Here is a 20,356-nt window from a genome sequence, read left to right as displayed (position 1 = left end):
ACGCCTTCCGCGAGCGGCGCGTCCGCGTGCCGCTCGCGCGCCCGCACCCCCCGCCGTCCCTTCGCACGCAGACGAAGATCCGCCGACATCCGCCCGGCCGCACCCTGACCGTGCGCCCACCGGGCCAACGAGAGGAACGCCTCCCGTGCCAGCCATCCGCACCCCCGGTCCCCGCCCCTCCCGCGCGACACGCTCCGGCCGCCTGGCCGCCGTCGCCCTCCCCCTGCTCGCGCTCACCCTCTCCGCCTGCGGATACGGCTCGGACTCCGACAAGGGCGACAGCGGCAAGGCCCGTATCGCCGCCGGCGCCGAGAAGATCGACGGCCTGGACACCGTGAGGATCGGCTACTTCCCGAACCTCACCCACGGCACCGCGCTCGTCGGCGACCACGAGGGCCTGTTCCAGAAGGAACTGGGCGCCACCAAGGCCTCGTACGCGCAGTTCAACGCGGGCCCCTCGGAGATCGAGGCGCTGAACTCGAAGTCCATCGACATCGGCTGGATCGGCCCGTCGCCCGCCATCAACGGCTACACCAAGTCCGGCGGGAAGAACCTGCGCATCATCGGCGGCTCGGCCTCCGGCGGCGTGAAGCTCGTGGTGAACCCCGAGAAGATCACGTCCCTGGACGACGTCAAGGGCAAGAAGATCGCCACCCCGCAGCTCGGCAACACCCAGGACGTGGCGTTCCTCCACTGGATCTCCGAGAAGGGGTGGAAGGTCGACGCGCAGAGCGGCAAGGGCGACGTGTCGGTGGTCCGCACCGACAACAAGATCACCCCGGACGCCTACAAGTCCGGCTCGATCGACGGCGCCTGGGTGCCGGAGCCGACCGCGTCCAAGCTGGTCGCCGAGGGCGCGAAGGTGTTGCTCGACGAGGCCGACCTGTGGCCGGACAAGAAGTTCGTGATCACGAACATCATCGTGCGCCAGGACTTCCTGGAGAAGCACCCGAAGGTCGTCGAGGCCGTCCTGCGGGGCGCGGTGAAGACGAACCAGTTCATCGAGGACAACCCGGAGAAGGCCAAGGCCGCCGCCAACGCCAAGCTGAAGCAGCACTCCGGCAAGGCCCTGCCCGACGGGATCATCGACCCGGCCTGGAAGTCCATCCAGTTCACCAACGACCCGCTGGCGGCGACGCTCGGCACCGAGGCCGACCACGCCGTGCGAGCCGGCCTGCTGGAGAAGCCCGACCTGAAGGGCATCTACGACCTCAAGCCGCTCAACAAGGTCCTGAAGGCGGCGGGCGAGCCCGCGGTCGACGACGCCGGCCTCGGCGTCGAGTAGCCGTACCCGCCCATCAGCTCAGGTTCTCAGGAGGGGACGACCATGGCCGCGACACTCGCCAAGGAAGCAGGAAGCGCCACCCGCGCCGCGGACGCGCTCGACGTCGCCGCGCGCATCGAGCACGTCTCGAAGTCCTTCGCCACACCCGCCGGACAGCAGCTCGTCCTCGACGACATCACGCTGGACGTCGGCCGGGGCGAGTTCGTCACGCTCCTGGGAGCCTCCGGGTGCGGCAAGTCGACGCTGCTCAACCTCGTCGCCGGGCTCGACCGGCCGAGCGCGGGCAGCATCGGCACCGACGGCCGCCCGGCCCTGATGTTCCAGGAGCACGCGCTGTTCCCGTGGCTGACCGCGGGCCGGAACATCGAGCTTGCCCTGCGGCTGCGCGGGCTGCCCAAGGCCGAACGCCGCCCACGCGCCGAGGAGTTGCTGGAGCTCGTCCGGCTGCGGGGCGCGTACGGCAAGCGCGTGCACGAGCTGTCCGGCGGCATGCGCCAGCGGGTGGCGCTGGCCCGCGCCCTGGCCCAGGACAGCCAACTACTGCTGATGGACGAGCCGTTCGCCGCGCTCGACGCGATCACCCGGGACGTGCTGCACGACGAGCTGACCCGGATCTGGCGCGAGACACGGGTGTCGGTCCTGTTCGTCACGCACAACGTCCGCGAGGCGGTACGGCTCGCCCAGCGCGTGGTCCTGCTGTCCTCGCGGCCCGGCCGCGTCGCGCGCGAGTGGACCGTCGACATCGAGCAGCCGCGCCGCATCGAGGACGCGGCGGTGGCGGAGCTGTCCGTCGAGATCACTGAAGAACTGCGTGGGGAGATCCGCCGCCATGGGCAGCACTGAGACGGCCGCGTCCGCGGCGGGCACGGACGGACGGCGGTCCGCGCCGGAGCAGGGCGGCCGGCGGGACGACCTCGCCGGCCTGGAGGCGGGCCTGGACGCGCTGGACACCGTGCAGACGCGGCGCACCCCGCTGCGCGAGACCCTGGTCCAGAAGGTCCTGCCGCCGGTGACGGCGGTCCTGCTGGTCCTGGTGGTCTGGCAGGTCCTCGTCTGGGCGGAGGTGACCGACAGCTACAAGCTGCCCTCGCCGGGCGCCGTGTGGCAGGAGGTCGAGACCGCCTGGCTGCAGGGCACCCTCCTCGACTACATCTGGACGTCCGTCTCGCGCGGCATGTTCGGGTTCCTGCTCGCGCTGCTCATCGGCACCCCGCTCGGCCTGGTCGTGGCCCGGGTCCGCTTCGTGCGGGCGGCGATCGGCCCGGTCCTGTCGGGCCTGCAGTCGCTGCCGTCGGTGGCGTGGGTGCCCCCGGCGGTGATCTGGCTGGGCCTCAACGACAAGATGATGTACGCGGTGATCCTGCTGGGCGCCGTGCCGTCCATCGCCAACGGCCTGGTCTCCGGCGTGGACCAGGTGCCGCCGCTGTTCCTGCGGGCGGGCCGCACCCTGGGCGCGACCGGCCTGCGCGGCACCTGGCACATCGTCATGCCCGCCGCCCTGCCCGGCTACCTCGCGGGGCTGAAGCAGGGCTGGGCCTTCTCCTGGCGGTCCCTGATGGCCGCCGAGATCATCGCGCAGTCACCGGACCTGGGCATGGGCCTCGGCCAGCTCCTGGAGGCGGGGCGCACCAACAGCAGCATGTCGCAGGTGTTCCTCGCGATCCTGCTGATCCTCGTCGTCGGCATCGCCATCGACCTGCTGATCTTCAGTCCGCTGGAGCGGTGGGTGCTGCGCAGCCGCGGCCTGCTGGTGAAGTGAGCACGATGCGCATCCCCCTCCACGCCGCTCCCCCGGCCCTGCTCGTCATCGCCCACGGCAGCCGGGACCCCCGGCACGCCGCCACGGTGCGGGCCCTGGTGCGGCGCGTGCGCGCGCTGCGCCCGGGGCAGCGGGTGGAGGCCGCCTTCCTGGACTTCGACGCGCCGTCCGTACCGGAGGCGTTGGAGTCCCTGGCCGACCGGGGCGCCCGGGACGTCGTCGCCCTGCCGCTGCTGCTGACCCGCGCCTTCCACGCGAAGGCCGACGTCCCGGCCGTCCTGCGCCAGGCGCCCGCGGGGCTGCGGGTGCGCCGGGCCGGGGTGCTCGGCCCCTCGCCGCTGCTGCTCGCCGCGCTGGAGCAGCGGCTGTACGAGGCGGGGCTCGACCCCGCCGACAAGGCCGTGACCGGGGTGGTCCTCGCCTCGGCCGGCTCCACGGACCCGGAGGCGATCGCAGTGATCGCTGACATCGCGCGGGAGTGGCGGCGTACCGGTTGGTGCGCCGTGCGGCCTGCGTTCGCCTCCGCGGGACTGCCCCCCACCGAGGGGGCCGTCCAGGCCCTGCGGGACGTGCCCGGGGTGCGGCGGGTGGCCGTCGCCCCGTACGTCCTGGCCCCCGGGTTCCTGCCCGACCGGATCGCCCGGGGGGCCGCCGGGGCCGATGTGCTCGGCGGGGTGCTGGGGGACTCCCCGCTCGTCGCCCGGGTGCTGCTGGAGCGGTTCGACGCGTGCCGCCGCTTCCCGGCGGACCGGCGCCCCGGGCACCTCCCGGCGGTGAGCGGCCCCCGCCTCCTGGACCTGCCCGCCGCGGGGTGACGCCCCCGGCCCGGCGCACCACGGGCCCCGCCGGTGGACTCTGCCCCTGGGGCAGGGCCGAACCTGCCGCGCATGGAGACCCCTTACCTGACCCAGACCCCGTACAGCACCCCGGGCCCGCACCTCGGCGCCCTCCTCGGCGGCGCGCCGCTGCCGCGTGACCCCGCCGCGCTCGCGTCGATGGTGCACGGGGCGCTGCTGCACCGCCAGGAGGCCTGGCGGTTCGGCTACGACGTACCGGACGAGCGGCTGCACGGGGACGCCGAGTCCCGGTACGTGGCGGAGATCCTGCGCATCCTGCGCGAGCGCGGGGACACCCCGCTCGGGGAGCGCAGGGAGCCCGCCGCCCGGTTCGTCGGCACCTGCCGGGACTACGCGCTGCTGCTGTGCGCGCTGCTGCGGGCCACCGGCACCCCGGCGCGCCTCCGCGCCGGCTACGCGACGTACTTCGAGCCGGGCTTCCACGACAACCACTGGGTGACCGAGTACTGGGTGGCCGGCCGGGGCTGGGTGCTCGCGGATGCCCAGTTGGTGGACGGGTTCCACACCACCGCGTTCGACGCCCTGGACGTGCCGCGCACCGCGTACGTGGTCGCCGGTGACGCGTGGCGGGCGTGCCGGGAGGGCCGTACGGACCCGGACACGTACGGCGTGAGCAGCGTGCCCGCGATCAAGGGTCTTGACCTCGTGCGGGCCGACGTGGTCGCGGACCTGGCCGCGCTCGGCGGGGTGGAGCTGCTGCCCTGGGACGGCTGGGGGCTGCTGGACAAGGCCGCCGCGGAGGTCACGGACGCCGACCTCGCCCTGCTCGACGCGGTGGCCGCCGCCACGTCGGCGGCCGGGCACGCGCCGGACGCGGGGCGGCCCGATGCGGTGCGGGCCCTCCTCGCCGACCCGCGGCTCGCCGTCCCGGCACAGGTCGTCTCGCACACCACGTACCGCGGCGACCGCGTGGTCACGCTGGCGCCCGCCACCGCCTAGTCACCGGGGCGGCGGTGTCCGCCCCCGGTCAGTCCTCCTCGGGCTCCGGCGGCGTGAACGGCGTGCCCTGGTGGAACCAGAGCAGCCAGCGGTCCCCGGTACGCCGCCACAGCGAACTGCGGTGCGCCAGGCGGCCGTTGCTGTCCGTGTCGAAGGTGAGGTGCACCAGGTCGTCGGCGAGCTGGACGCCCCGCATGCGGGACGTGGTGATGGGGCGGCCGCCGGGCGCGGGCCGCGCGGTGAGGACCCGCAGGATCGACGCGCGGTCCCAGCGCGCGCCCGACGCGCCGAACTCGGTGAACTCCGGGTGCAGCAGCTTCTCGAACAGCTCGGGCGTGGAGCGCACCTCCGGGTCGAGCAGGCGCAGCTCGTTCTCGATGGCGGCCTCGACGGCGGGCGAGCGGTCGGTCATCGGTGGTCTCCCCCGGTCAGCTCCGCGAGCTTGGTGACGGTGTTCCAGTTGCGGCTGGTGGCGACGGTGCCCCGGGTGAGGGCGGGGCGGCTCAGGGCGTCGGCGAGCCGGGAGCGCCCGAGCCCGTCGGGCGCGTACAGGTACAGCGCCCGGTCGCCGAGCCGGAACTCCTCGGGCAGGTACGCGGCCTGGTCGAGCGCGGCGTAGCGGCCGGGGTCCACGGGCCCGGAGAAGTACGTGACGTGCAGCTGCCTGCCCTCGAGGTCGGCGGCGGGGAACGGGCAGCGGTCGACGACGGCCCGCAGGTACGCGCCGTCGCGCACCAGCACCTCCACGCCGAAGCCGAACTCCCGCTCCAGGGCCGCGCCCAGCTCCGCCGCGAGCGACTCCTCGTCGCCGCGGTCGGCGGTGAACACCGCGTTCCCGCTCTGCAGATACGTTTGTACGCCGCCGTGCCCGAGCTCCTCCAGGAGGGTGCGCAGCCGGGCCATCGGCACCTTCCTGCCGCCGCCCACGTTCACGCCGCGCAGCAGTGCCGCGTAGATCTTCGTCGCCATGCGCACACGATAAGGCGGCCGCCGCGCCCCGTGGGGGTGGGCACGGCGGCCGCCGGTCCGAAGGGGGCCGCCGCACGCGGTGCGGCGGCCCGTCGCCGCTACTCGACGACCTTCAGGAGCTTGTTGGGCGTGCCCGCGCTCGGGTTGGAGACCTTGTCCGCGGTGGCGCCGTCGGTCAGCGCCTTGGCGACGTCCGCGGGCGTGGCGTCCGGGTGTCCGGCCAGGTAGACCGCGGCGGCGCCGACGACGTGCGGGGTCGCCATCGAGGTGCCGGAGATGGTCTTGGTGGCGTCGTCGCCGGTGTTCCAGGAGGAGGTGATGTCCGAGCCCGGGGCGTAGAGGTCCACGACCGAGCCGAAGTTGGAGAAGTCGGACTGCTGGTCGTCCTTGGTGGAGGAGGCGACCGTGATGGCCTCCTGCACGCGCGCCGGGGAGCTCTGGCCCGCGTCGCTCGACTCGTTGCCCGCGGCCACCGCGTAGGTCACGCCGGAGGCGATGGACTTGCGGACGGCCTCGTCGAGGGCCTCGTCGGCGCCGCCGCCGAGGCTCATGTTGGCGACGGACGGGCCCTGGTGGTTCTTGGTGACCCAGTCGATGCCGGCGACGACCTGCTCGGTGGTGCCGGAGCCCTGGTCGTCCAGGACGCGCACGCCGACGACCTTCGCCTTCTTGGCCACGCCGTGCGCGTCGCCCGCGATGGTGCCCGCGACGTGGGTGCCGTGGCCGTTGCCGTCGTCGGCGTTGTCGTCGTTGTCGACGGCGTCGAAGCCGGAGACGGCGCGGCCGCCGAAGTCCTTGTGGCTGACGCGGACGCCGGTGTCGATGACGTACGCGGTCACGCCCTCGCCGCCCTTGTCCGGGTAGGTGTACTTCCCGTCGCCGGCGGTGTCGGCCTGGTCGACGCGGTCCAGGCCCCAGGACGGCGGGTTCTCCTGGGTGGCCTTGATGGAGAACTTCTTGTTCTGCACGACCTTGCCGACGGCCGGGTCGGCGGCCAGGCGCTTGGCCTCGGTCTCGCTGAGGCCCTTGGCGGAGAAGCCGTTGACGTCCGAGGAGTAGTTGCGGTTGAGGGAGCCGCCGTACTCCTCGGCGAGGTCCGCCTTGGCGTCCTTGGTGGCCTTCTCGTCGAGCAGCACGATGTAGCTGCCGGCGACGGCGCCCTTGGCGTCCGTGCCGTAGACCTTGCCCTCGGCGGGCGTCGAGGCGCCCGCGAAGGTGCCGGTGAAGACGGACACGCCCACCGCGGTGGCGGCGGTGGCTATGGCCGCGGTGAGCTTCATCGTGCGAGCGCGCTTGTGAGCTGCCATGAAGAGGGGTCTCCTCGTGGGGTGTGTGGGGGGATGTGGGGGCATGTGGGAGGTGTCAAACTTCGCTGCGGCGCCCGGGGCACTCCGAAGGAACTGAAGATCGCCGGGCGTTGGGACGAAACCTTGTCTGAAGGACGCGCGCAGATCAATACCTACAGGCGGCTGTGACTTGTTCAACAAGGTTCTGTAATAACAAACCGCCCCGCCTGCGACGTTTCGGGCACACCCGCCCCCGCCCGCTCCCGCTCACCGCCCTGGCGGCCTCGCCGCCGCCCGTCCGGCCGGGAGGCTACGCCGCCGTCGGGACCGGCCGGTCGAAGGACTCGATCGTCCGCGTGAAGTCCCGCGTCGACAGCAACAGCTTGTAGACGATGGCGAGTTCGAAGACGAGCAGCAGCGCGCCGGAGACGACGGTCGCCGCGATCACCTGGTCGAGGAGCGGCCCGATGATGAAGACGCCCATCTGGAACTCGACCCCGCTGACGAGGTGCGTACGGATGCGGTGCCGCAGCAGGAAGGAGCGCGCCCGCAGGTAGGTGGGGAACCGGTGGCGGAACTCCTGGTGCAGGTCGATGACTTGCTTGGGGCGCCCGCTTGGCGCAGCAGAACCCTGGGGCTCGGCGGGCCCCTTCAGCGCGGTGGGCCCCTCCGGCGCAGGAGTCGCGCCAGGCACGGGAGGCGTGCCAGGCACAAGCGTCGCGCCGGGCACGGAAGGCGCGTCGGGCGCGGTCGCCCCGAGGGCCCGGTCGCGCTCGACGTCCGCCTCCGGGTTGGCCCGCAGCAGGTCCTCCATGAAGGCGAGCTCGGCCGTGTTCTCGGCGCGCCGCGCCGCCCGCACCCGCGCCTTGATCTGCTTGCGCATGGTGTAGCGGACCTTGAAGATCTCCAGGGAGTTGATGTAGCGCAGCGTGTCGAGCCCGACCACCGCGAGCGCGAGCCACACGTACACCACGTCACCGGTCCGCGCGTACTGGCCGCCCATGAGGGCGACCCCGCACACCATCACCCGGATCCGGTCGAAGACGAAGTCGAGCCACGCGCCGAACACCGACCCCTGGCCGGTCAGCCGCGCGACCTTGCCGTCCATGCAGTCCAGGACGAAGCTCAGGTGGTAGACCACCGCGCCGAGCACCAGCCACCGCCAGTCCCCGAAGGCGAAGCACACCGCGGAGCCGAGCCCCAGCAGGAACGCGCCCCAGGTGATCTGGTTCGGGGTGATCCGTGTGCGCAGCGCGGTCTGGCGGACGAGCGGCGTGGCGACGGGGTCGACGAGCAGCACGGTCCACCAGGCGTCGCGCTTCTTCTGGGTGACGCGGCGGACCTCGGCGAGGGACGGTATCTCCCGCCCCTCCCCTCCGGCCTCCGGCGCAGCGGGCGTGTCTCGTCGCGTGGACTGTGGTGACATGGGTCAACTTCCTGGCGATCGAAGGTGATTCGCGTGTCGTTCGCGCGTGGTTCGCGTGCGATTCACCTCACGCTAGGAAAGCGTTTACCCGAGCTGCAAGAAGCGGCGTGCGCAACCTTTGGCGGGGGATATCGGTCCCACCAAGGGACCGGGTCGACGCCCTTGTCAGGACGCCTGGGCGCCCTTCACCCCGCCGTCACGCCGTCCACGCGCGATCTCCTCCTCGATGAGGTCGGCCGCCCGCTCGGTGCCGCCCTCGCCCGCCATCCCGGCGCGCACCTCGTCCAGCCTGCGCGCCACCTCCGGGTCGTCGACGAGCGCGAGTACCGCCGCGCGCAGCGCCGCCGCGTCGGCCTCCTCCATCGGCAGGTGGCGCGCGACGCCGAGGGCCTGGAGCATGTCGGCGTTGCCGAACTGGTCGACGGCCTGCGGCACCGCCACCATCGGGGTCCCGGTGGCGAGGCCCTCCTGGCTGCCGCCCGCGCCCGCGTGCGTGATGAACGCGTCGGCCTTCCTCAGGACCGCCAGTTGCGGCACCCACGAGCGCACCTCGATGTTCGCCGGCACGTCGCCGAGCTCGCCCGCGTCGACGTGCTTGCCGACCTGGAGGACGACGTGCCAACCCGGCAGGTCGCCGAAGGCCTTGACGCACTCGCGGTAGAACTCGGGCCGCTTGGTGAAGGCGGAGCCGAGGGACACCAGGAGCACCTTCTCGGCGCCGGCGGGGCGCTCCCAGTCGCCCTGCGCGGCGCGGTCGCCCTGGCAGGCGCCGACGAAGGTGTGCACGGTCTCGTCGACCCGGTCGGCGTGCGGCTGGAGCGCCCTGGGGATGAGGACGAGCGAGCGGGGCGGGCGGCCGACGAAGGGGTCGGGGTGCTGCGTGATCCCGTTCTCCTCCAGCCAGGCCTCGAAGCGGGCGTAGTAGGCCTGCCCGCGCTCGGTGCTCCTCGGCTCCTTCCACATCGGCTCGGCGACCTCCTCCTCGTACCCCTCCCAGGCCACCAGGTTCGGCGACAGGGAGATTTCGGGCACGCCCCAGCGGCGGGCGAGGACGCGCGCGGGGTACGAGGTGATGTCGTACAGGACGGCGTCCGGCTCGTCGCCCTCGTACGCCCGCGCGAGCTGCGGCAGGGCCTGGATCGCGTCGTCGAGGAACGGCTCGACGTTGTCGAGCAGGGTGTCGCCCCAGGCCGACGGGTCGTCGTCCGGGCCGGGGAGGGTGCTGCGGTAGAGCACGGGCTGGGCGCCGGTCTCGGCGACCTTCTCCGCGAAGGCTTCCGGGATCGCGTACGTGACGCGGTGGCCGCGGGCGACGAGCTCCCTGATCACTTCCAGGCTCGGGTTCACATGCCCGTGGGCGGCGATGGAGAACATGGCGATGTGGGCACGCTGCGGTGTGGTCATGCGAGGACCATGAACGAGACGATACGTCTCGTGCAATAGTTTCCCGGAACCTCGCCCGGCGGGACGCGGGCGCGGCGGCCGTCAGGGACCTTCGTCGGGGGCGCCCGCGTTGTAGCGCAGCAGATACTCCGCGAAGCGCTCCAGGTCCGGCCCGCTCCAGCCCGCGAGCCGCTCCCGGAAGGCGACCCTGCGGCTGTCGGTGACCTGCGCGAGCACCCCGACCCCCCGCTCGGTCAGGTGCAGCACGTGCACGCGGTGGTCGGCCGGGTCCTGGCGGCGCTCCACCAGGCCCGCCTTCTCCAGGGCCGCGACCTGCCTGCTGATCGTCGACTTGTCCAGGGTGTAGTGCGCGGCCAGGTCCGTGGCGCGGCAGCCCTGGCGGTCCTCCAGGTGGCTGAGCAGTGTGAAGGAGACCAGCGAGAGCTCGGGGTGCATCCGCGCGGCCGTGGCGCGGGCGCGCCGCGCGAACACCGTCATCTCCCGCTGGATGACCTCGATCGACTCACCCCGGTCGGCCACGGCCCCCGCCTCCTCACATCCACGTCGCCCGGCCCTCCGCACGGCCGCGGAACCCGGTGGCACAGGGCTCCGCTTCCCTCCCGGAGCCAATGGTTGTACAGTACAACATGAGGTAAGAGTTGTATATGCCAACTACTTGCACCCCATCAGCCCACCGTCCGTCCGCCCCGTCCCGCCGTCTGCCGTCCGCGCCCGACGCCCGTAGTCGACGCCCGCGCCCGACGCCCGCACTCGACGACAGGGACCGGATCGGACGACAGGGATCGAGAGATCTGGAGAGCCCCCGTATGACGGCGCCCGACCGCGGCCCCTTGCGCCATGTCCTTCTGCACCTGCTGACCCCGCTCCTGATGTGCCTGGGCATGGGCCTGGCCTACATGAGCGCGTTCGTCACGCCCGAGCCGCACGACCTGCCGGTGGCCGTGGTCGGCACGGACGCCCGCGCGCAGCACTTCGCCCAGGCCGTCCAGGAGAAGGCGGGCGACGCCCTCGACGTGCGCACCCTGGCCACGCGCGCCCAGGCCGTCGACGAGCTGAAGTCCCTCGACATCTCCGGCGCCTACCTCCCGGACGCCAGGACCCCTGAGCTGCTCGTGGCGTCCGCGGGCTCCGACATGAGCGCGCTGGCCGTCCAGAAGGTGTTCACGCCGGTCGCGGCCGAGCAGGGCACGCCCCTGAAGGTCACCGACGTGGCCCGCCCGGTCTCCGACGACCCGACGGGACAGGGCCTGTTCTTCCTGCTGGTGGCGGTGAGCATCGGCTCGTACGCCTCCGTGGCGGCGCTCGGCGCGGCGGGCGCGGCCCTGCGGATGCGGGCGCGCGCCGGGCTCGCCGTCGGTGTCGCCTTCGCCGTGAGCCTGATCGGCGCGGCGCTCGCCGGGCCCGTCTTCCACCTCGCGCACCACGGCCTGTGGGGCGTGTGGGCGCTGTCCTGGCTGTACTCGGCGGGCATCCTGCTCATCGGCGTCGGCCTGCACACGTTCCTGAAGCGCTGGACGACGCTCGCGATGATGGTCCTGTTCGTGATGCTGAACTTCACCAGCTCCGGCGGGCTCTTCCGCCCCGAGCTCCAGAACGGCTTCTTCGGCGCGCTGCACGGCTTCTGGAACGGCGCGGGCTTCGTCGAGGGCGTCCGCGCCCACCTCTACTTCGGCGGCCACGACCTCGGCACCCACGTGGGCACGCTGATCGCCTGGCTGGCCGTGGGCGCCGTCGTCACGGCGGTGGCGGCCCTGACGGAACGCCACCGCAAGACCGCGGCACCGGCCACGCCCGCCCCCACCGGGCGGACCGACCAGGACGAGGAGCGGGAAGAGGAGATGGAGGAGTCGGTCGCCGTCTGAGCCGAACGCCCGCACCACCGCCACGACGACCGCCGCAGGCACACCGCCACGACGACCGCCCCGGGTACGGCACCGCACACCAGGGCGGGACCCCCGGGGCACCGGGCGGCCCCGCCCGGTGCCGTACCCGGCTCCGGGACAGCGGCGGGCCGTGGCCGCGGCCGGTGGTGTCAGAGCTCGACGCCGCGGCTCGACCGGTCGGCCGCCTCGGCGGTGACGGCCCAGCGCTCGTGGTCCCGCCACTCGCCGTCGATGAACTGGAAGGCGACCGAGTAGCCCTCGCGCCGGAAGCCCAGGCGCTCGACGAGGCGCAACGAGGGGGTGTTCTCCGGCTGGATGTTCGCCTCCAGCCGGTGCAGCTCCAGCGGGCCGAAGGCGTACCGGAGCACGAGCCTCAGCCCCTCGGTCAGGTAACCGCGGCCGGTCGTGGAGGCATAGGCCGTGTAGCCCAGGGTCCCGCACTGGAGGGAGCCCCGGACGATGTTGTTGATGTTGACGCCGCCGACGATGGCACCGGTGTCATGCAGGCAGATCACGAAACCCTCATGGGTCGGCTGCTCGAACCGCTCGAGGGAGTCCTCGAACGCCTCGACCGTCATCTCCCGAGCGCCCAGCCAGCGTCGGAGCATCTCCGCGCTCTCACGTCGCAACGCGCTGAGCTCCGCGTAGTCCTGGCGGCGCACGCGGCGTACGGCCACTCGCGGCCCGTGCTCGAGGTAATCGGTGGCTGCCATGCCGGGACCCTACGCGCCCCGCTCATCGACGCGGTGCGGTGGCGCAGTCCGCGCTCGGTAGGGGCGGGCACCCTGTGTCCGGTGAAGAAAGGGGGTGCTGTGCGGGGAGACCGTCCGTCAGGATGCAGACATGAGTGGCGAGACGCGCCCGGAGGAGCGGCAGGACGCGGAAGGCACGGGGCGGCCTCTCGCGCTCGTCACGGGGGCGGGGCGGTCGGCGGGGATCGCGGCGGCCGTGGTCCTGGACCTGGCCCGGGCCGGGTGGGACGTGGCCTTCACGTACTGGACCCCGTACGACGCGCGGATGCAGTGGGGCGAAGAGCCGGAGGCGCCCGAGGAGTTGCGGAAGCGGGTGGTGGCGCTCGGGGCGCGCACGCACGCGGTCGAGGCGGACCTGAGCGACCCGGCGGTACCGGCGCGGCTCTTCGACGACGTCGAGCGCGAGCTGGGGAACGTCACCGCGCTGGTGCTCTGCCACTGCGAGTCGGTCGACTCGGGCCTGCTCGACACCACGGTGGAGAGCTTCGACCTGCACTTCGCGGTCAACGCGCGGGCGACCTGGCTGTTGATCCGGGAGTACGGGCTGCGGTTCCGCGGGCCGCACGGAAGCGGGCGCGTCGTCAGCCTGACCAGCGACCACACCGCCGGCAACCTGCCCTACGGGGCGAGCAAGGGGGCCATGGACCGGATCACGCTGGCGGCCGCCCAGGAACTCGCCGACCTGGGAGTCACCTGCAACGCCGTCAACCCCGGGCCGACCGACACCGGGTGGATGACGGAGGACCTGAAGGCGGACCTCACCCGCGCCACACCCCTGGGGCGCCTCGGTGTGCCGCAGGACTGCGCGCACCTGGTCACGTTCCTCTGCTCGGCGGAGGGCGGATGGATCAACGGCCAGCTCCTCCAGAGCAACGGCGGTATCACGTAACCCGACGTGCATGCCCCCCCGGCGCACGTCCCCCTGACGCACGCCCCCCGGCCCGCGCCGCACCGGCTCACGGGCGCGTCCGGCCGGGCGGCACCGGCGGCCTCAGCGGCCCGGGCGCCCCGGGCCCCGCCCCACCCGCCGCCGGAACAACCTCACCGCTGGTACCGCTTGAGCACCAGGTTCCCGTCCTTCACCAAGCGCTCGCGCAGTTCGTCCAGGTCGATCGCGCCGCTGTAGTACTCCTGGAGCGCGGGGGTGGCGATCTTGTCCGTCCACTCCGGGTAGCCGCGTACCGACTGTGCGGGGGCGGGGCGCAGGTGGCGGGCGAGGGCCGTGCCCGTTGCCCAGTCGTGCTTGCTCGTGCGCAGCGCCGGGTCCTTGAGGGCCGTGCGGCCGGTGGGGAGCATCCAGTCGCCGCGCGCGAGGCGCACCATGTTGGCGGGGCGCAGGAAGAAGTCGATGAAGGCCGCCGCCTCCTTCTTGTGCGGGCTGTCCTCGGCGACCGACAGGGTCTGCGGGCTCACGCCCTGCGCGAGCCCGTCCGCCCCCGCGGGCGCGGGCAGGACCTGCCAGTCGAAGCCCTCGGGCGCCTGCTGCGCGACCTGCTGGCGGTACGAGAAGCCGAGCGGGACCATCGCGTACTTGCCGCCGAAGAAGCCCGGCAGGGTGTCGGAGCCGCCCATGCCGAGGGTCGTGCCGGACGCGCTGCGGTCCACGTTGACCTGGTCGTGGACGGTGCGCGGCACCACCGCGTCGGCGTCGTCGAAGCGGATCTCGGCCTTGCCGTCCGCGCGCCGGTGGAACAGCTTCCCGCCCGCCGACAGGGAGAGGTTGAGCGTCGCCGACACCGGTTCCTTCAGCGGCCAGGCGACCCCGTACTTGCCCTTGCCGTCGGTCAGTTCCCGTGTCACGGAGCGGAACTCCGGCCAGCTCCACGGCTTGTCGGGGGTCGGGATCCGCACCCCGGACTCCTTGAGCCACCTGGCGTTGGCGATCAGTACGCGCGGCTCCTGGAGGAACGGCACGCCGTACACCTTGCCGCCGAAGGTGGCCGTGTCCCAGGCGGTCCGGGGGATGTCGGCGCGCAGCCGCCGCGGCAGCAGCGGCCCGAGGTCGGCGAGGTAGCCGCCGTACGCGAAGTCCGCGAGGTCGTCGGAGGCGTCGTGGATGATGTCCGGGGCCTCGCCGCCCTCGAACGAGGTGAGGAGCTGGTCGTGGATGCTCGTCCAGCTCCCCTGGACGTACTCGACCCGGACGTCGGGGTGGCGGGCGTTCCACTCCGCCACCAGCTCCTTGTTGGCCTCGACGGACTCCTTCTGCCAGGCCAGCGACTGGAAGCGCAGGGTGATTCGGCCGTCGGCGTCGTCGCCCCCGCCGTCCGCGCAGCCGGACAGCAGCAGCGCCAGCGCGACCGCGGCCGCGGCCGCGGCGAGCCTGCGGGGCGCGGCGAGCCTGCGGGGGGCGCGCATCAGCTCTTCACCGCCCCGGCCAGCATGCCGCTCGTGATCCGCCTCTGGATGAGCGCGAACACGACGAGGGAGGGCAGCGTCGCGAGGAACGCGGCGGCGGCGAGCGGCCCGAGGTCGGCCGCGCCCTCCGCGCCGAGGAAGTGGGTGAGGACGACCGGCAACGTCTGCTTCTCCGGGGTCTTGAGCAGCACGAGCGCGAAGAAGAACTCGTTCCACGCCGTGATGAAGGCGAACAGCGCCGTCGCCCCGATGCCCGGCGCGAGCAGCGGCGCGGTGACCGACACCAGTGTCCGCAGCCGTCCCGCGCCGTCCACCGCGGCGGCCTCCTCCAGCTCGGCCGGCACCGCGCGGACGTACCCGACGAGCATCCACAGCGCGAACGGCAGCGCCCACACCACGTACACCGCGATGAGGCCGGGCAGCGAGTTGATCAGGTGCAGGTTCTTCAGGACGAGGAACAGCGGGATGATCACCAGGACGAAGGGGAAGGCCTGGCTGACCACGACCCAGCCGGTGGCCGCCCGCGCGAGCCGGGTGCGGTGGCGCGCCATCACGTACGCCATGGGGGTCGCGACGGCGACGGCGAGGGTGGCGGCGCTGAGGGCCGCGACGAGCGAGTTGCCCGCGGCCTGGAGGAGCGGCTGCTCGTCGAAGGCCTGGCGGTAGTTGGCGAGCGTCGGGTCCTTCGGGATCCAGGTGGGGTGCAGGCTGCCGAGTTCCCGGGCCGGTTTGAACGACGTGGAGACCAGCCACAGGAACGGCAGGACGAGGAAGGCGAGGTACGCCAGCAGCGCGGCGTACTGCCCGGCCCGTGCGGCGCGCCTGCCGCGCCGGGGTCGCCGCGCTGTCGTACGCGGGGCCGTCGGCGGCGTCGCGGGCGCGGCCGGGCGGGGGTTCGTGCGGGGATTCTTGCGGGGATTCGTACGCGGAGTCATCGCTCGTCGGCCCCCTTCAGGCGGCCGGCCAGGTACACGGCGAGCAGCACCGAGATCACCGCGACCATCACGCAGCCCATCGCCGCCGCGTAGCCGAACTGTCCGTAGCGGAACGCCTCCTCGTACGCGAACAGCATCGGGAGCCGGGTGCGTCCGCCCGGGCCGCCGTTGGTCAGGACGTACACCAGGGCGAAGGAGTTGAAGTTCCAGATGAAGTTGAGCGCCGTGACGGCGAGGGCGATGGGCCTGAGCGCGGGCCAGGTGACGGTGGTGAAGCGGCGCCAGGCGCCCGCGCCGTCCATCGCGGCGGCCTCGTGCAGCTCGCGCGGCACGTTCTGGAGCCCGGCGAGCAGCGCCACGGTGGTCTGCGGCATGCCCGCCCAGACGCCGACGACGATGACGGCGGGCAGCGCGGTGGAGAGGCCGGTCAGCCAGTCGCGGCCGTCGCCGAGGCCCAGGTCGCGCAGGCTCTCGTTGAGGACGCCCGCGTCCGGGTGGTAGACGAGCCGCCACATGATGCCGACGACGACCTCCGGCATCGCCCACGGGACGATCGCCAGGGTGCGGGCCAGCCAGCGGAAGCGGAGGTTCTGGCTGAGCAGCAGGGCGAGGCCGAGCGCGAGCAGGAACTGCGGGACCGTCACCCCGACGGCCCACAGCAGGCCGATCCGGAACGAGTCCCAGAACAGCGTGTCGTGCAGCAGGTCCTGGAAGTTCAGGAGCCCGATCCACTCGGTGGGCTCGGTGCGGCCCGACTGGGAGTCGGTGAAGGCGAGCGCGATGCCGTACAGCAGCGGGCCGACGCTCAGCACCAGGATCGGCAGCAGCGCGGGCAGCACCAGGAACCAGGCGCCGTGGTCCACGGCCTTGCCGGCGCGCGGGTCCCGGGAGCCGCTGCCGGACCGCGTCCGCGCGGTCGCCCACGTCACGGAATTGGCTCCTTCTGCCCGGCTGGTGGTGGTTCGGCCGAGCCGACGGCCTGTGTCATCGTGCTGACGCGACCGGGATACGTCAAGCGCCCGCGCACGCCGGGCGCCCGGCTGGCCAGTGCGAATGCGACACTTGCGCGGCGGTGGGCCCGTGGGGGCCGCCGCGCGAACCACGGTGACGCACGGGGTGCGGGAGGCACGGATGGACGAGGCACGGGCGCGGGAGGTCCTGGACGCGGCGGGGCTCACGGCGGGCACCGGCGTGGGCGGCGGTGCGGACGCCGGGACGGGCGGCGCCGAGTTGCTCGCCCTCGGTGAGAACGCGGTGTTCGGCCTCGGTGACCTCGTGGTCAAGGTCGGCCGGGACGCGCCGGAGCTGCTCGACCGGGCGCGGCGCGAACTCGCCGTCGCCCGCTGGCTGCGGGACTCCGGGGTGCCCGCCGTGCGGGCCGCCGAGGACGAGCCGCGGCTGGCGCTTGGGCACCCCGTGACGCTCTGGCACCGCCTGCCCGCGGCGGTGCGCCCGGCGGGCCCCGGCGACCTGGCCGGACTCCTGCGCCTGGTGCACGCGCTGCCCGCGCCGCCGTTCGCGCTGCCGCGGCGGGAGCTGCTCGGGGGTGTCGAGCGGTGGCTGCGGCTCGCGGGCGACGCGATCGATCCCGCCGACGCGGACTATCTGCGGCGGCGGCGGGACGGGTTCGCGGCGGCGGCTGCCGCGCTGGAGCCCCGGCGCGCGCCGGGGCCGATCCACGGGGACGCGCTGCCGCGGAACGTGCTGGTGGGGCCGGACGGGCCCGTCCTGGTGGACCTGGAGACGTTCTCCTCGGATCTGCGGGAGCACGATCTGGTCGTCATGGCGCTCTCCCGTGACCGGTACGGGGTCGGGGGTGACGCCTATGCCGAGTTCGTGCGGGTGTACGGGTGGGATGTGCGGGAGTGGGAGGGGTGTGGGGTGCTGCGGGGGGCGCGGGAGACTGCGAGTTGCGCGTGGGTCGCGCAGCACGCGCCCGTCAATCCGCGGGCGCTGGCCGAATTCCGCCGCCGCGTGGCCTCGCTGCGCGAGGGCGACGCGGAGGTCCGCTGGCACCCGTTCTAGGCCCTCGCGGGGGGGGCGCCCCAGACCCGCCCCTTTCCCGTAACCAGGGGCTGCCGCCCCTGGACCCCGCTTTTTCGGCGCTCCGCGCCTCGTCCTCAAACGCCGGACGGGCTGGAATTTTCCGCCGAGCGCGGCTGAAATCTTCAGCCGTGTCCGCGCTGAACGTCTCCGCTGTGGCCGCGCCGGAGATCTTTCAGCCCGTCCGGCGTTTGAGGACGAGCGCGCCAGCGCGATTGCGGGGGTCCAGGGGGCGGAGCCCCCGGTTTCGGGAAGGGGCGGGCTTGGGGGACCCCCGTCAGGGCACCCCCCCGTCAGGGCACCGGTGCCGGTTCCCGCAGGGGCCACGCCCCGTCCACCACCGCCCCGGTGTCCCCCTTGCGCCGCAGGAAGTCCTGGAAGTCCGCCGCCCAGGCGGCGTGCCACTCCACCTGCCGCCGGTGCAGCTCCGCCGCGCCCAGGTCGGCGACCTTCCCGTGGCGCTCGGCTATCGCGCGGGCGAGCCGCGCCGCGGCCAGGGCGTCGGAGGTGGCGTCGTGGGCCGACTCCAGGACCACGCCGTACTCCCGGCAGACCGCTTCCAGGTTGCGCTTGCCGCGGCGGTAGCGGTCCACCGAGCGGTCGATGGTGTACGGGTCGATCACGGGCGCGGGGTCGAGGCCGCCGAGCCGCTCCCGCAGCGAGGCGAGGCCGTGCCGCCGCAACTCGGCGGCCAGCAGGGTCAGGTCGAACGCCGCGTTGTACGCCACGACCGGGACGCCCGTCCGCCAGTACGACGCGAGCACGTCGGCGAGGGCGTCGGCGACCTCCGCGCCGGGCCGCCCCTCGGCGGCGGCCCGCTCGTCGGTGATGCCGTGCACGGCGACCGCCTCCGGCGGGATCGGCACGCCGGGATCGGCCAGCCACTCGCGACGGCCCAGCTCCTGCCCGGCTCTCACCTCGACCACGGCCGCCGTGACGATGCGCGCCTCGCCCGGGTCCGTCCCGGTCGTCTCCAGGTCGAAGCCGATCAGCAGCTCTCGGTGCCAGCCCATGGCCGCCCCCTTCATCGTGGTGCGTTCCCCCAGTGGTCTCCACGATCCCACGCGCCACTGACAATCAGGTGGCTGGATTCCGCTTCTGACCGCCGCCGTCCGTTCACGACACCGGACGCGAATCCGCCCACGCCATCTCGAACTCCTCCCGGTATGTCGCGAAGAGGCCGCCTTCGCCGGGATCGTCCGCCTTCACCACCCGGCCGCCGCCGCGCAGCACGAGCACCGGGGCCTCCATGCCGCGCGTACGCCGCAGATAGGACTGGACGACCGCGATGCCGTCCGAGCCGTCGCCGTCGACCAGGTAGGCGGTGAAGCGCGGGGTCTCGTCGAAGACCTGGATCTCGAAGGCGCCCGGGTCGCGCAGCCGGGCGCGGACCCGCCGCGTGTGGAGGATGTTCGTCTCGACGGCGCGGCTCAGCTCGCCGCGCTTGAGGCCCAGTTCCCGCTCCCGGCGCTTCACGGCGCTGCTCGCCGGGTTCAGGAACAGCAGCCGGACCCGGCAGCCGGACTCGGCCAGGCGCACCAGGCGGCGGCCGGAGAAGTTCTGCACCAGCAGGTTCAGGCCGATGCCGATGGCGTCGACGCGCCGGGCGCCGCCGAAGAGGTCCTCCGCGGGGAACTGCCGCAGCAGCCGCACCCGGTCCGCGTGCACGCCCACGACGTCCGCGTACCGGTCGCCCACGAGCTGCTCCACGGCGTCGACCGGAAGGCGCCGCGCGGAGGGCGCGTCCGAGCCCGCGCCGAGGATCTCCAGGAGCCGCGCGGAGGCCCGTTCGGCCTGGGCGAGCACCGTCGGGGACAGGGCGCGGTTGCGCGAGACGACGTTGCGGGTGACCTCAAGCTCGTCCAGGGCCAGCTCCACCTCGCGCCGGTCGTCCAGGTAGGGCTCGAAGCACGGCCAGTGCTGCACCATCAGCTCGCGGAGCTGCGGCAGCGTCAGGAAGCTCAGGACGTTGTCGTCGGCCGGGTCGAGGAGGTAGCCCTTGCGGCGGCTGACCTCGCGCACGGCGACGGCCCGCTGCACCCACTCCTGCCCGGCGGGGCCCGCGGCGGCCACCACCCAGTCGTCCGCGTGGACGGGCTCGTAGACGGGACGCAGAACAGCGGCCACGACCGCGCGCAGCCGCTGTTCCACGAGGTTCAGCCAGATGTAGGCCCGCCCGGCCCGCTGGGCGCGCGTACGCACCTCGCGCCAGGCGTCGGCGTCCCAGTCCAGCTCGGGGCCGATCTGGGACACCTGCTCCATCGGTCGCGCCAGGGACACCGCCGAGGGCGGGACGCCTGCGGAGCCCCCCTCGTGACCCTCGTCACCTGGGGGCAGCTCACGCCCCTGCGAGCTCACCCGCGCACCGCCTTCCGTTCCCCCGGACTCTCCCCCGGTCAACGATCAAGGAAGAGTACTCCGGGAGCGGCGGGCGGTGCAGCCGGATGGGCAGCCTCGTCG

The 20,356-nt window shown here is 73.3% G+C and carries 20 protein-coding genes; 8 read left to right on the top strand and 12 right to left on the bottom strand.

What is annotated here, in order from left to right:
• The first annotated feature begins 154 nt into the window (after positions 1-154).
• The 5 genes from QK440_RS11965 (at position 155) to QK440_RS11945 (ending at position 4,840) form a co-directional block, all read left to right on the top strand.
• Complete coding sequence (locus QK440_RS11965; protein ID WP_282793053.1) at positions 155-1,285, top strand: aliphatic sulfonate ABC transporter substrate-binding protein; 1,131 nt, start codon at positions 155-157, stop codon at positions 1,283-1,285.
• Between the two features lie 42 nt (positions 1,286-1,327).
• Positions 1,328-2,128 (top strand): ABC transporter ATP-binding protein, encoded by an 801-nt coding sequence (locus tag QK440_RS11960; protein ID WP_282793030.1) that lies wholly within the window; start codon positions 1,328-1,330, stop codon positions 2,126-2,128.
• Complete coding sequence (locus tag QK440_RS11955; RefSeq protein WP_282793029.1) at positions 2,115-3,044, top strand: ABC transporter permease; 930 nt, start codon at positions 2,115-2,117, stop codon at positions 3,042-3,044. The genes QK440_RS11960 and QK440_RS11955 overlap by 14 nt, the downstream gene beginning before the upstream one ends.
• 5 nt (positions 3,045-3,049) lie before the next feature.
• Positions 3,050-3,859 carry a sirohydrochlorin chelatase gene (locus QK440_RS11950; protein ID WP_282793028.1) on the top strand — a complete coding sequence of 270 codons (810 nt, stop codon included), beginning with the start codon at positions 3,050-3,052 and terminating at the stop codon, positions 3,857-3,859.
• A gap of 72 nt (positions 3,860-3,931) precedes the next feature.
• Entirely contained in the window at positions 3,932-4,840 is a 909-nt protein-coding gene (locus QK440_RS11945) for a transglutaminase domain-containing protein (protein WP_282793027.1), read from the top strand.
• A gap of 28 nt (positions 4,841-4,868) precedes the next feature.
• Here QK440_RS11945 and QK440_RS11940 read toward each other — a convergent pair whose 3' ends face one another.
• The 6 genes from QK440_RS11940 to QK440_RS11915 form a co-directional block, all read right to left on the bottom strand.
• Positions 4,869-5,252 carry a DUF4440 domain-containing protein gene (locus QK440_RS11940; protein ID WP_282793026.1) on the bottom strand — a complete coding sequence of 128 codons (384 nt, stop codon included), beginning with the start codon at positions 5,250-5,252 and terminating at the stop codon, positions 4,869-4,871.
• A complete protein-coding gene (locus tag QK440_RS11935) occupies positions 5,249-5,809 on the bottom strand; it encodes a DUF1697 domain-containing protein (protein WP_282793025.1) in 561 nt (186 codons plus the stop codon). The genes QK440_RS11940 and QK440_RS11935 overlap by 4 nt, the downstream gene beginning before the upstream one ends.
• A gap of 98 nt (positions 5,810-5,907) precedes the next feature.
• Positions 5,908-7,116, bottom strand: coding sequence for a S8 family peptidase (locus QK440_RS11930; RefSeq protein ID WP_282793024.1), 1,209 nt, complete (start codon positions 7,114-7,116; stop codon positions 5,908-5,910).
• 289 nt (positions 7,117-7,405) lie between these two features.
• Entirely contained in the window at positions 7,406-8,521 is a 1,116-nt protein-coding gene (locus tag QK440_RS11925) for a CDP-alcohol phosphatidyltransferase family protein (RefSeq protein WP_282793023.1), read from the bottom strand.
• Positions 8,522-8,686: 165 nt separating this feature from the next.
• Positions 8,687-9,925: a macrolide-inactivating glycosyltransferase gene (gene mgt / locus QK440_RS11920; protein WP_282793022.1), complete on the bottom strand. Its 1,239-nt coding sequence runs from the start codon at positions 9,923-9,925 to the stop codon at positions 8,687-8,689.
• Between the two features lie 81 nt (positions 9,926-10,006).
• Positions 10,007-10,402, bottom strand: a complete 396-nt coding sequence (locus QK440_RS11915) for a MarR family winged helix-turn-helix transcriptional regulator (RefSeq protein ID WP_282793052.1) — start codon at positions 10,400-10,402, stop codon at positions 10,007-10,009.
• 329 nt (positions 10,403-10,731) lie between these two features.
• Between QK440_RS11915 and QK440_RS11910 the strand changes: the two genes are divergently transcribed.
• Entirely contained in the window at positions 10,732-11,787 is a 1,056-nt protein-coding gene (locus tag QK440_RS11910; RefSeq protein ID WP_282793021.1) for a hypothetical protein, read from the top strand.
• A 170-nt stretch (positions 11,788-11,957) separates the two neighbouring features.
• On the opposite strand, the gene QK440_RS11905 is transcribed toward QK440_RS11910, so the two are convergent.
• Positions 11,958-12,521 carry a GNAT family protein gene (locus tag QK440_RS11905; RefSeq protein WP_282793020.1) on the bottom strand — a complete coding sequence of 188 codons (564 nt, stop codon included), beginning with the start codon at positions 12,519-12,521 and terminating at the stop codon, positions 11,958-11,960.
• Between the two features lie 130 nt (positions 12,522-12,651).
• Between QK440_RS11905 and QK440_RS11900 the strand changes: the two genes are divergently transcribed.
• A complete protein-coding gene (locus tag QK440_RS11900) occupies positions 12,652-13,449 on the top strand; it encodes an SDR family oxidoreductase (RefSeq protein ID WP_282793019.1) in 798 nt (265 codons plus the stop codon).
• 152 nt (positions 13,450-13,601) lie between these two features.
• On the opposite strand, the gene QK440_RS11895 is transcribed toward QK440_RS11900, so the two are convergent.
• Genes QK440_RS11895 through QK440_RS11885 form a run of 3 tightly spaced genes read right to left on the bottom strand, consistent with a single transcriptional unit; the run spans position 13,602 to position 16,782 of the window.
• Positions 13,602-14,918 (bottom strand): sugar ABC transporter substrate-binding protein, encoded by a 1,317-nt coding sequence (locus tag QK440_RS11895; protein ID WP_282793018.1) that lies wholly within the window; start codon positions 14,916-14,918, stop codon positions 13,602-13,604.
• Positions 14,918-15,853, bottom strand: a complete 936-nt coding sequence (locus QK440_RS11890; protein ID WP_282793017.1) for a carbohydrate ABC transporter permease — start codon at positions 15,851-15,853, stop codon at positions 14,918-14,920. The genes QK440_RS11895 and QK440_RS11890 overlap by 1 nt, the downstream gene beginning before the upstream one ends.
• Complete coding sequence (locus tag QK440_RS11885; RefSeq protein ID WP_282793016.1) at positions 15,850-16,782, bottom strand: sugar ABC transporter permease; 933 nt, start codon at positions 16,780-16,782, stop codon at positions 15,850-15,852. The genes QK440_RS11890 and QK440_RS11885 overlap by 4 nt, the downstream gene beginning before the upstream one ends.
• A gap of 202 nt (positions 16,783-16,984) precedes the next feature.
• Here QK440_RS11885 and QK440_RS11880 point away from each other — a divergent pair, with 202 nt between their 5' ends.
• Positions 16,985-17,878, top strand: a complete 894-nt coding sequence (locus QK440_RS11880; protein WP_282793015.1) for an aminoglycoside phosphotransferase family protein — start codon at positions 16,985-16,987, stop codon at positions 17,876-17,878.
• A gap of 311 nt (positions 17,879-18,189) precedes the next feature.
• On the opposite strand, the gene QK440_RS11875 is transcribed toward QK440_RS11880, so the two are convergent.
• Together QK440_RS11875 and QK440_RS11870 are read right to left on the bottom strand one after the other, a co-directional pair.
• Positions 18,190-18,909, bottom strand: a complete 720-nt coding sequence (locus tag QK440_RS11875) for a 3'-5' exonuclease (RefSeq protein WP_282793014.1) — start codon at positions 18,907-18,909, stop codon at positions 18,190-18,192.
• Positions 18,910-19,012: 103 nt separating this feature from the next.
• Positions 19,013-20,254 carry an SAV2148 family HEPN domain-containing protein gene (locus tag QK440_RS11870; protein ID WP_282793013.1) on the bottom strand — a complete coding sequence of 414 codons (1,242 nt, stop codon included), beginning with the start codon at positions 20,252-20,254 and terminating at the stop codon, positions 19,013-19,015.
• Positions 20,255-20,356: the final 102 nt, after the last annotated feature.

The organism is Streptomyces sp. CC224B, assembly GCF_030010595.1.
Classification (GTDB): Bacteria; Actinomycetota; Actinomycetes; order Streptomycetales; family Streptomycetaceae; genus Streptomyces; species Streptomyces longispororuber.
The sequence above is the reverse complement of the archived record's forward strand: the minus strand, read 5'-3'. Positions and strand labels throughout refer to the sequence as shown.

Excerpts from the sequence above, each read along its gene's own strand:
- QK440_RS11960 (WP_282793030.1), top strand. The coding sequence starts at position 1,328 with ATGGCCGCGACACTCGCCAAGGAAGCAGGAAGCGCCACCCGCGCCGCG.
- QK440_RS11955 (WP_282793029.1), top strand. The coding sequence starts at position 2,115 with ATGGGCAGCACTGAGACGGCCGCGTCCGCGGCGGGCACGGACGGACGG.
- QK440_RS11950 (WP_282793028.1), top strand. The coding sequence starts at position 3,050 with ATGCGCATCCCCCTCCACGCCGCTCCCCCGGCCCTGCTCGTCATCGCC.
- QK440_RS11945 (WP_282793027.1), top strand. The coding sequence starts at position 3,932 with ATGGAGACCCCTTACCTGACCCAGACCCCGTACAGCACCCCGGGCCCG.
- QK440_RS11940 (WP_282793026.1), bottom strand. The coding sequence starts at position 5,252 with ATGACCGACCGCTCGCCCGCCGTCGAGGCCGCCATCGAGAACGAGCTG.
- QK440_RS11935 (WP_282793025.1), bottom strand. The coding sequence starts at position 5,809 with ATGGCGACGAAGATCTACGCGGCACTGCTGCGCGGCGTGAACGTGGGC.
- QK440_RS11930 (WP_282793024.1), bottom strand. The coding sequence starts at position 7,116 with ATGGCAGCTCACAAGCGCGCTCGCACGATGAAGCTCACCGCGGCCATA.
- QK440_RS11925 (WP_282793023.1), bottom strand. The coding sequence starts at position 8,521 with ATGTCACCACAGTCCACGCGACGAGACACGCCCGCTGCGCCGGAGGCC.
- mgt (WP_282793022.1), bottom strand. The coding sequence starts at position 9,925 with ATGACCACACCGCAGCGTGCCCACATCGCCATGTTCTCCATCGCCGCC.
- QK440_RS11915 (WP_282793052.1), bottom strand. The coding sequence starts at position 10,402 with ATGACGGTGTTCGCGCGGCGCGCCCGCGCCACGGCCGCGCGGATGCAC.
- QK440_RS11910 (WP_282793021.1), top strand. The coding sequence starts at position 10,732 with ATGACGGCGCCCGACCGCGGCCCCTTGCGCCATGTCCTTCTGCACCTG.
- QK440_RS11905 (WP_282793020.1), bottom strand. The coding sequence starts at position 12,521 with ATGGCAGCCACCGATTACCTCGAGCACGGGCCGCGAGTGGCCGTACGC.
- QK440_RS11900 (WP_282793019.1), top strand. The coding sequence starts at position 12,652 with ATGAGTGGCGAGACGCGCCCGGAGGAGCGGCAGGACGCGGAAGGCACG.
- QK440_RS11895 (WP_282793018.1), bottom strand. The coding sequence starts at position 14,918 with ATGCGCGCCCCCCGCAGGCTCGCCGCGCCCCGCAGGCTCGCCGCGGCC.
- QK440_RS11890 (WP_282793017.1), bottom strand. The coding sequence starts at position 15,853 with ATGACTCCGCGTACGAATCCCCGCAAGAATCCCCGCACGAACCCCCGC.
- QK440_RS11880 (WP_282793015.1), top strand. The coding sequence starts at position 16,985 with ATGGACGAGGCACGGGCGCGGGAGGTCCTGGACGCGGCGGGGCTCACG.
- QK440_RS11875 (WP_282793014.1), bottom strand. The coding sequence starts at position 18,909 with ATGGGCTGGCACCGAGAGCTGCTGATCGGCTTCGACCTGGAGACGACC.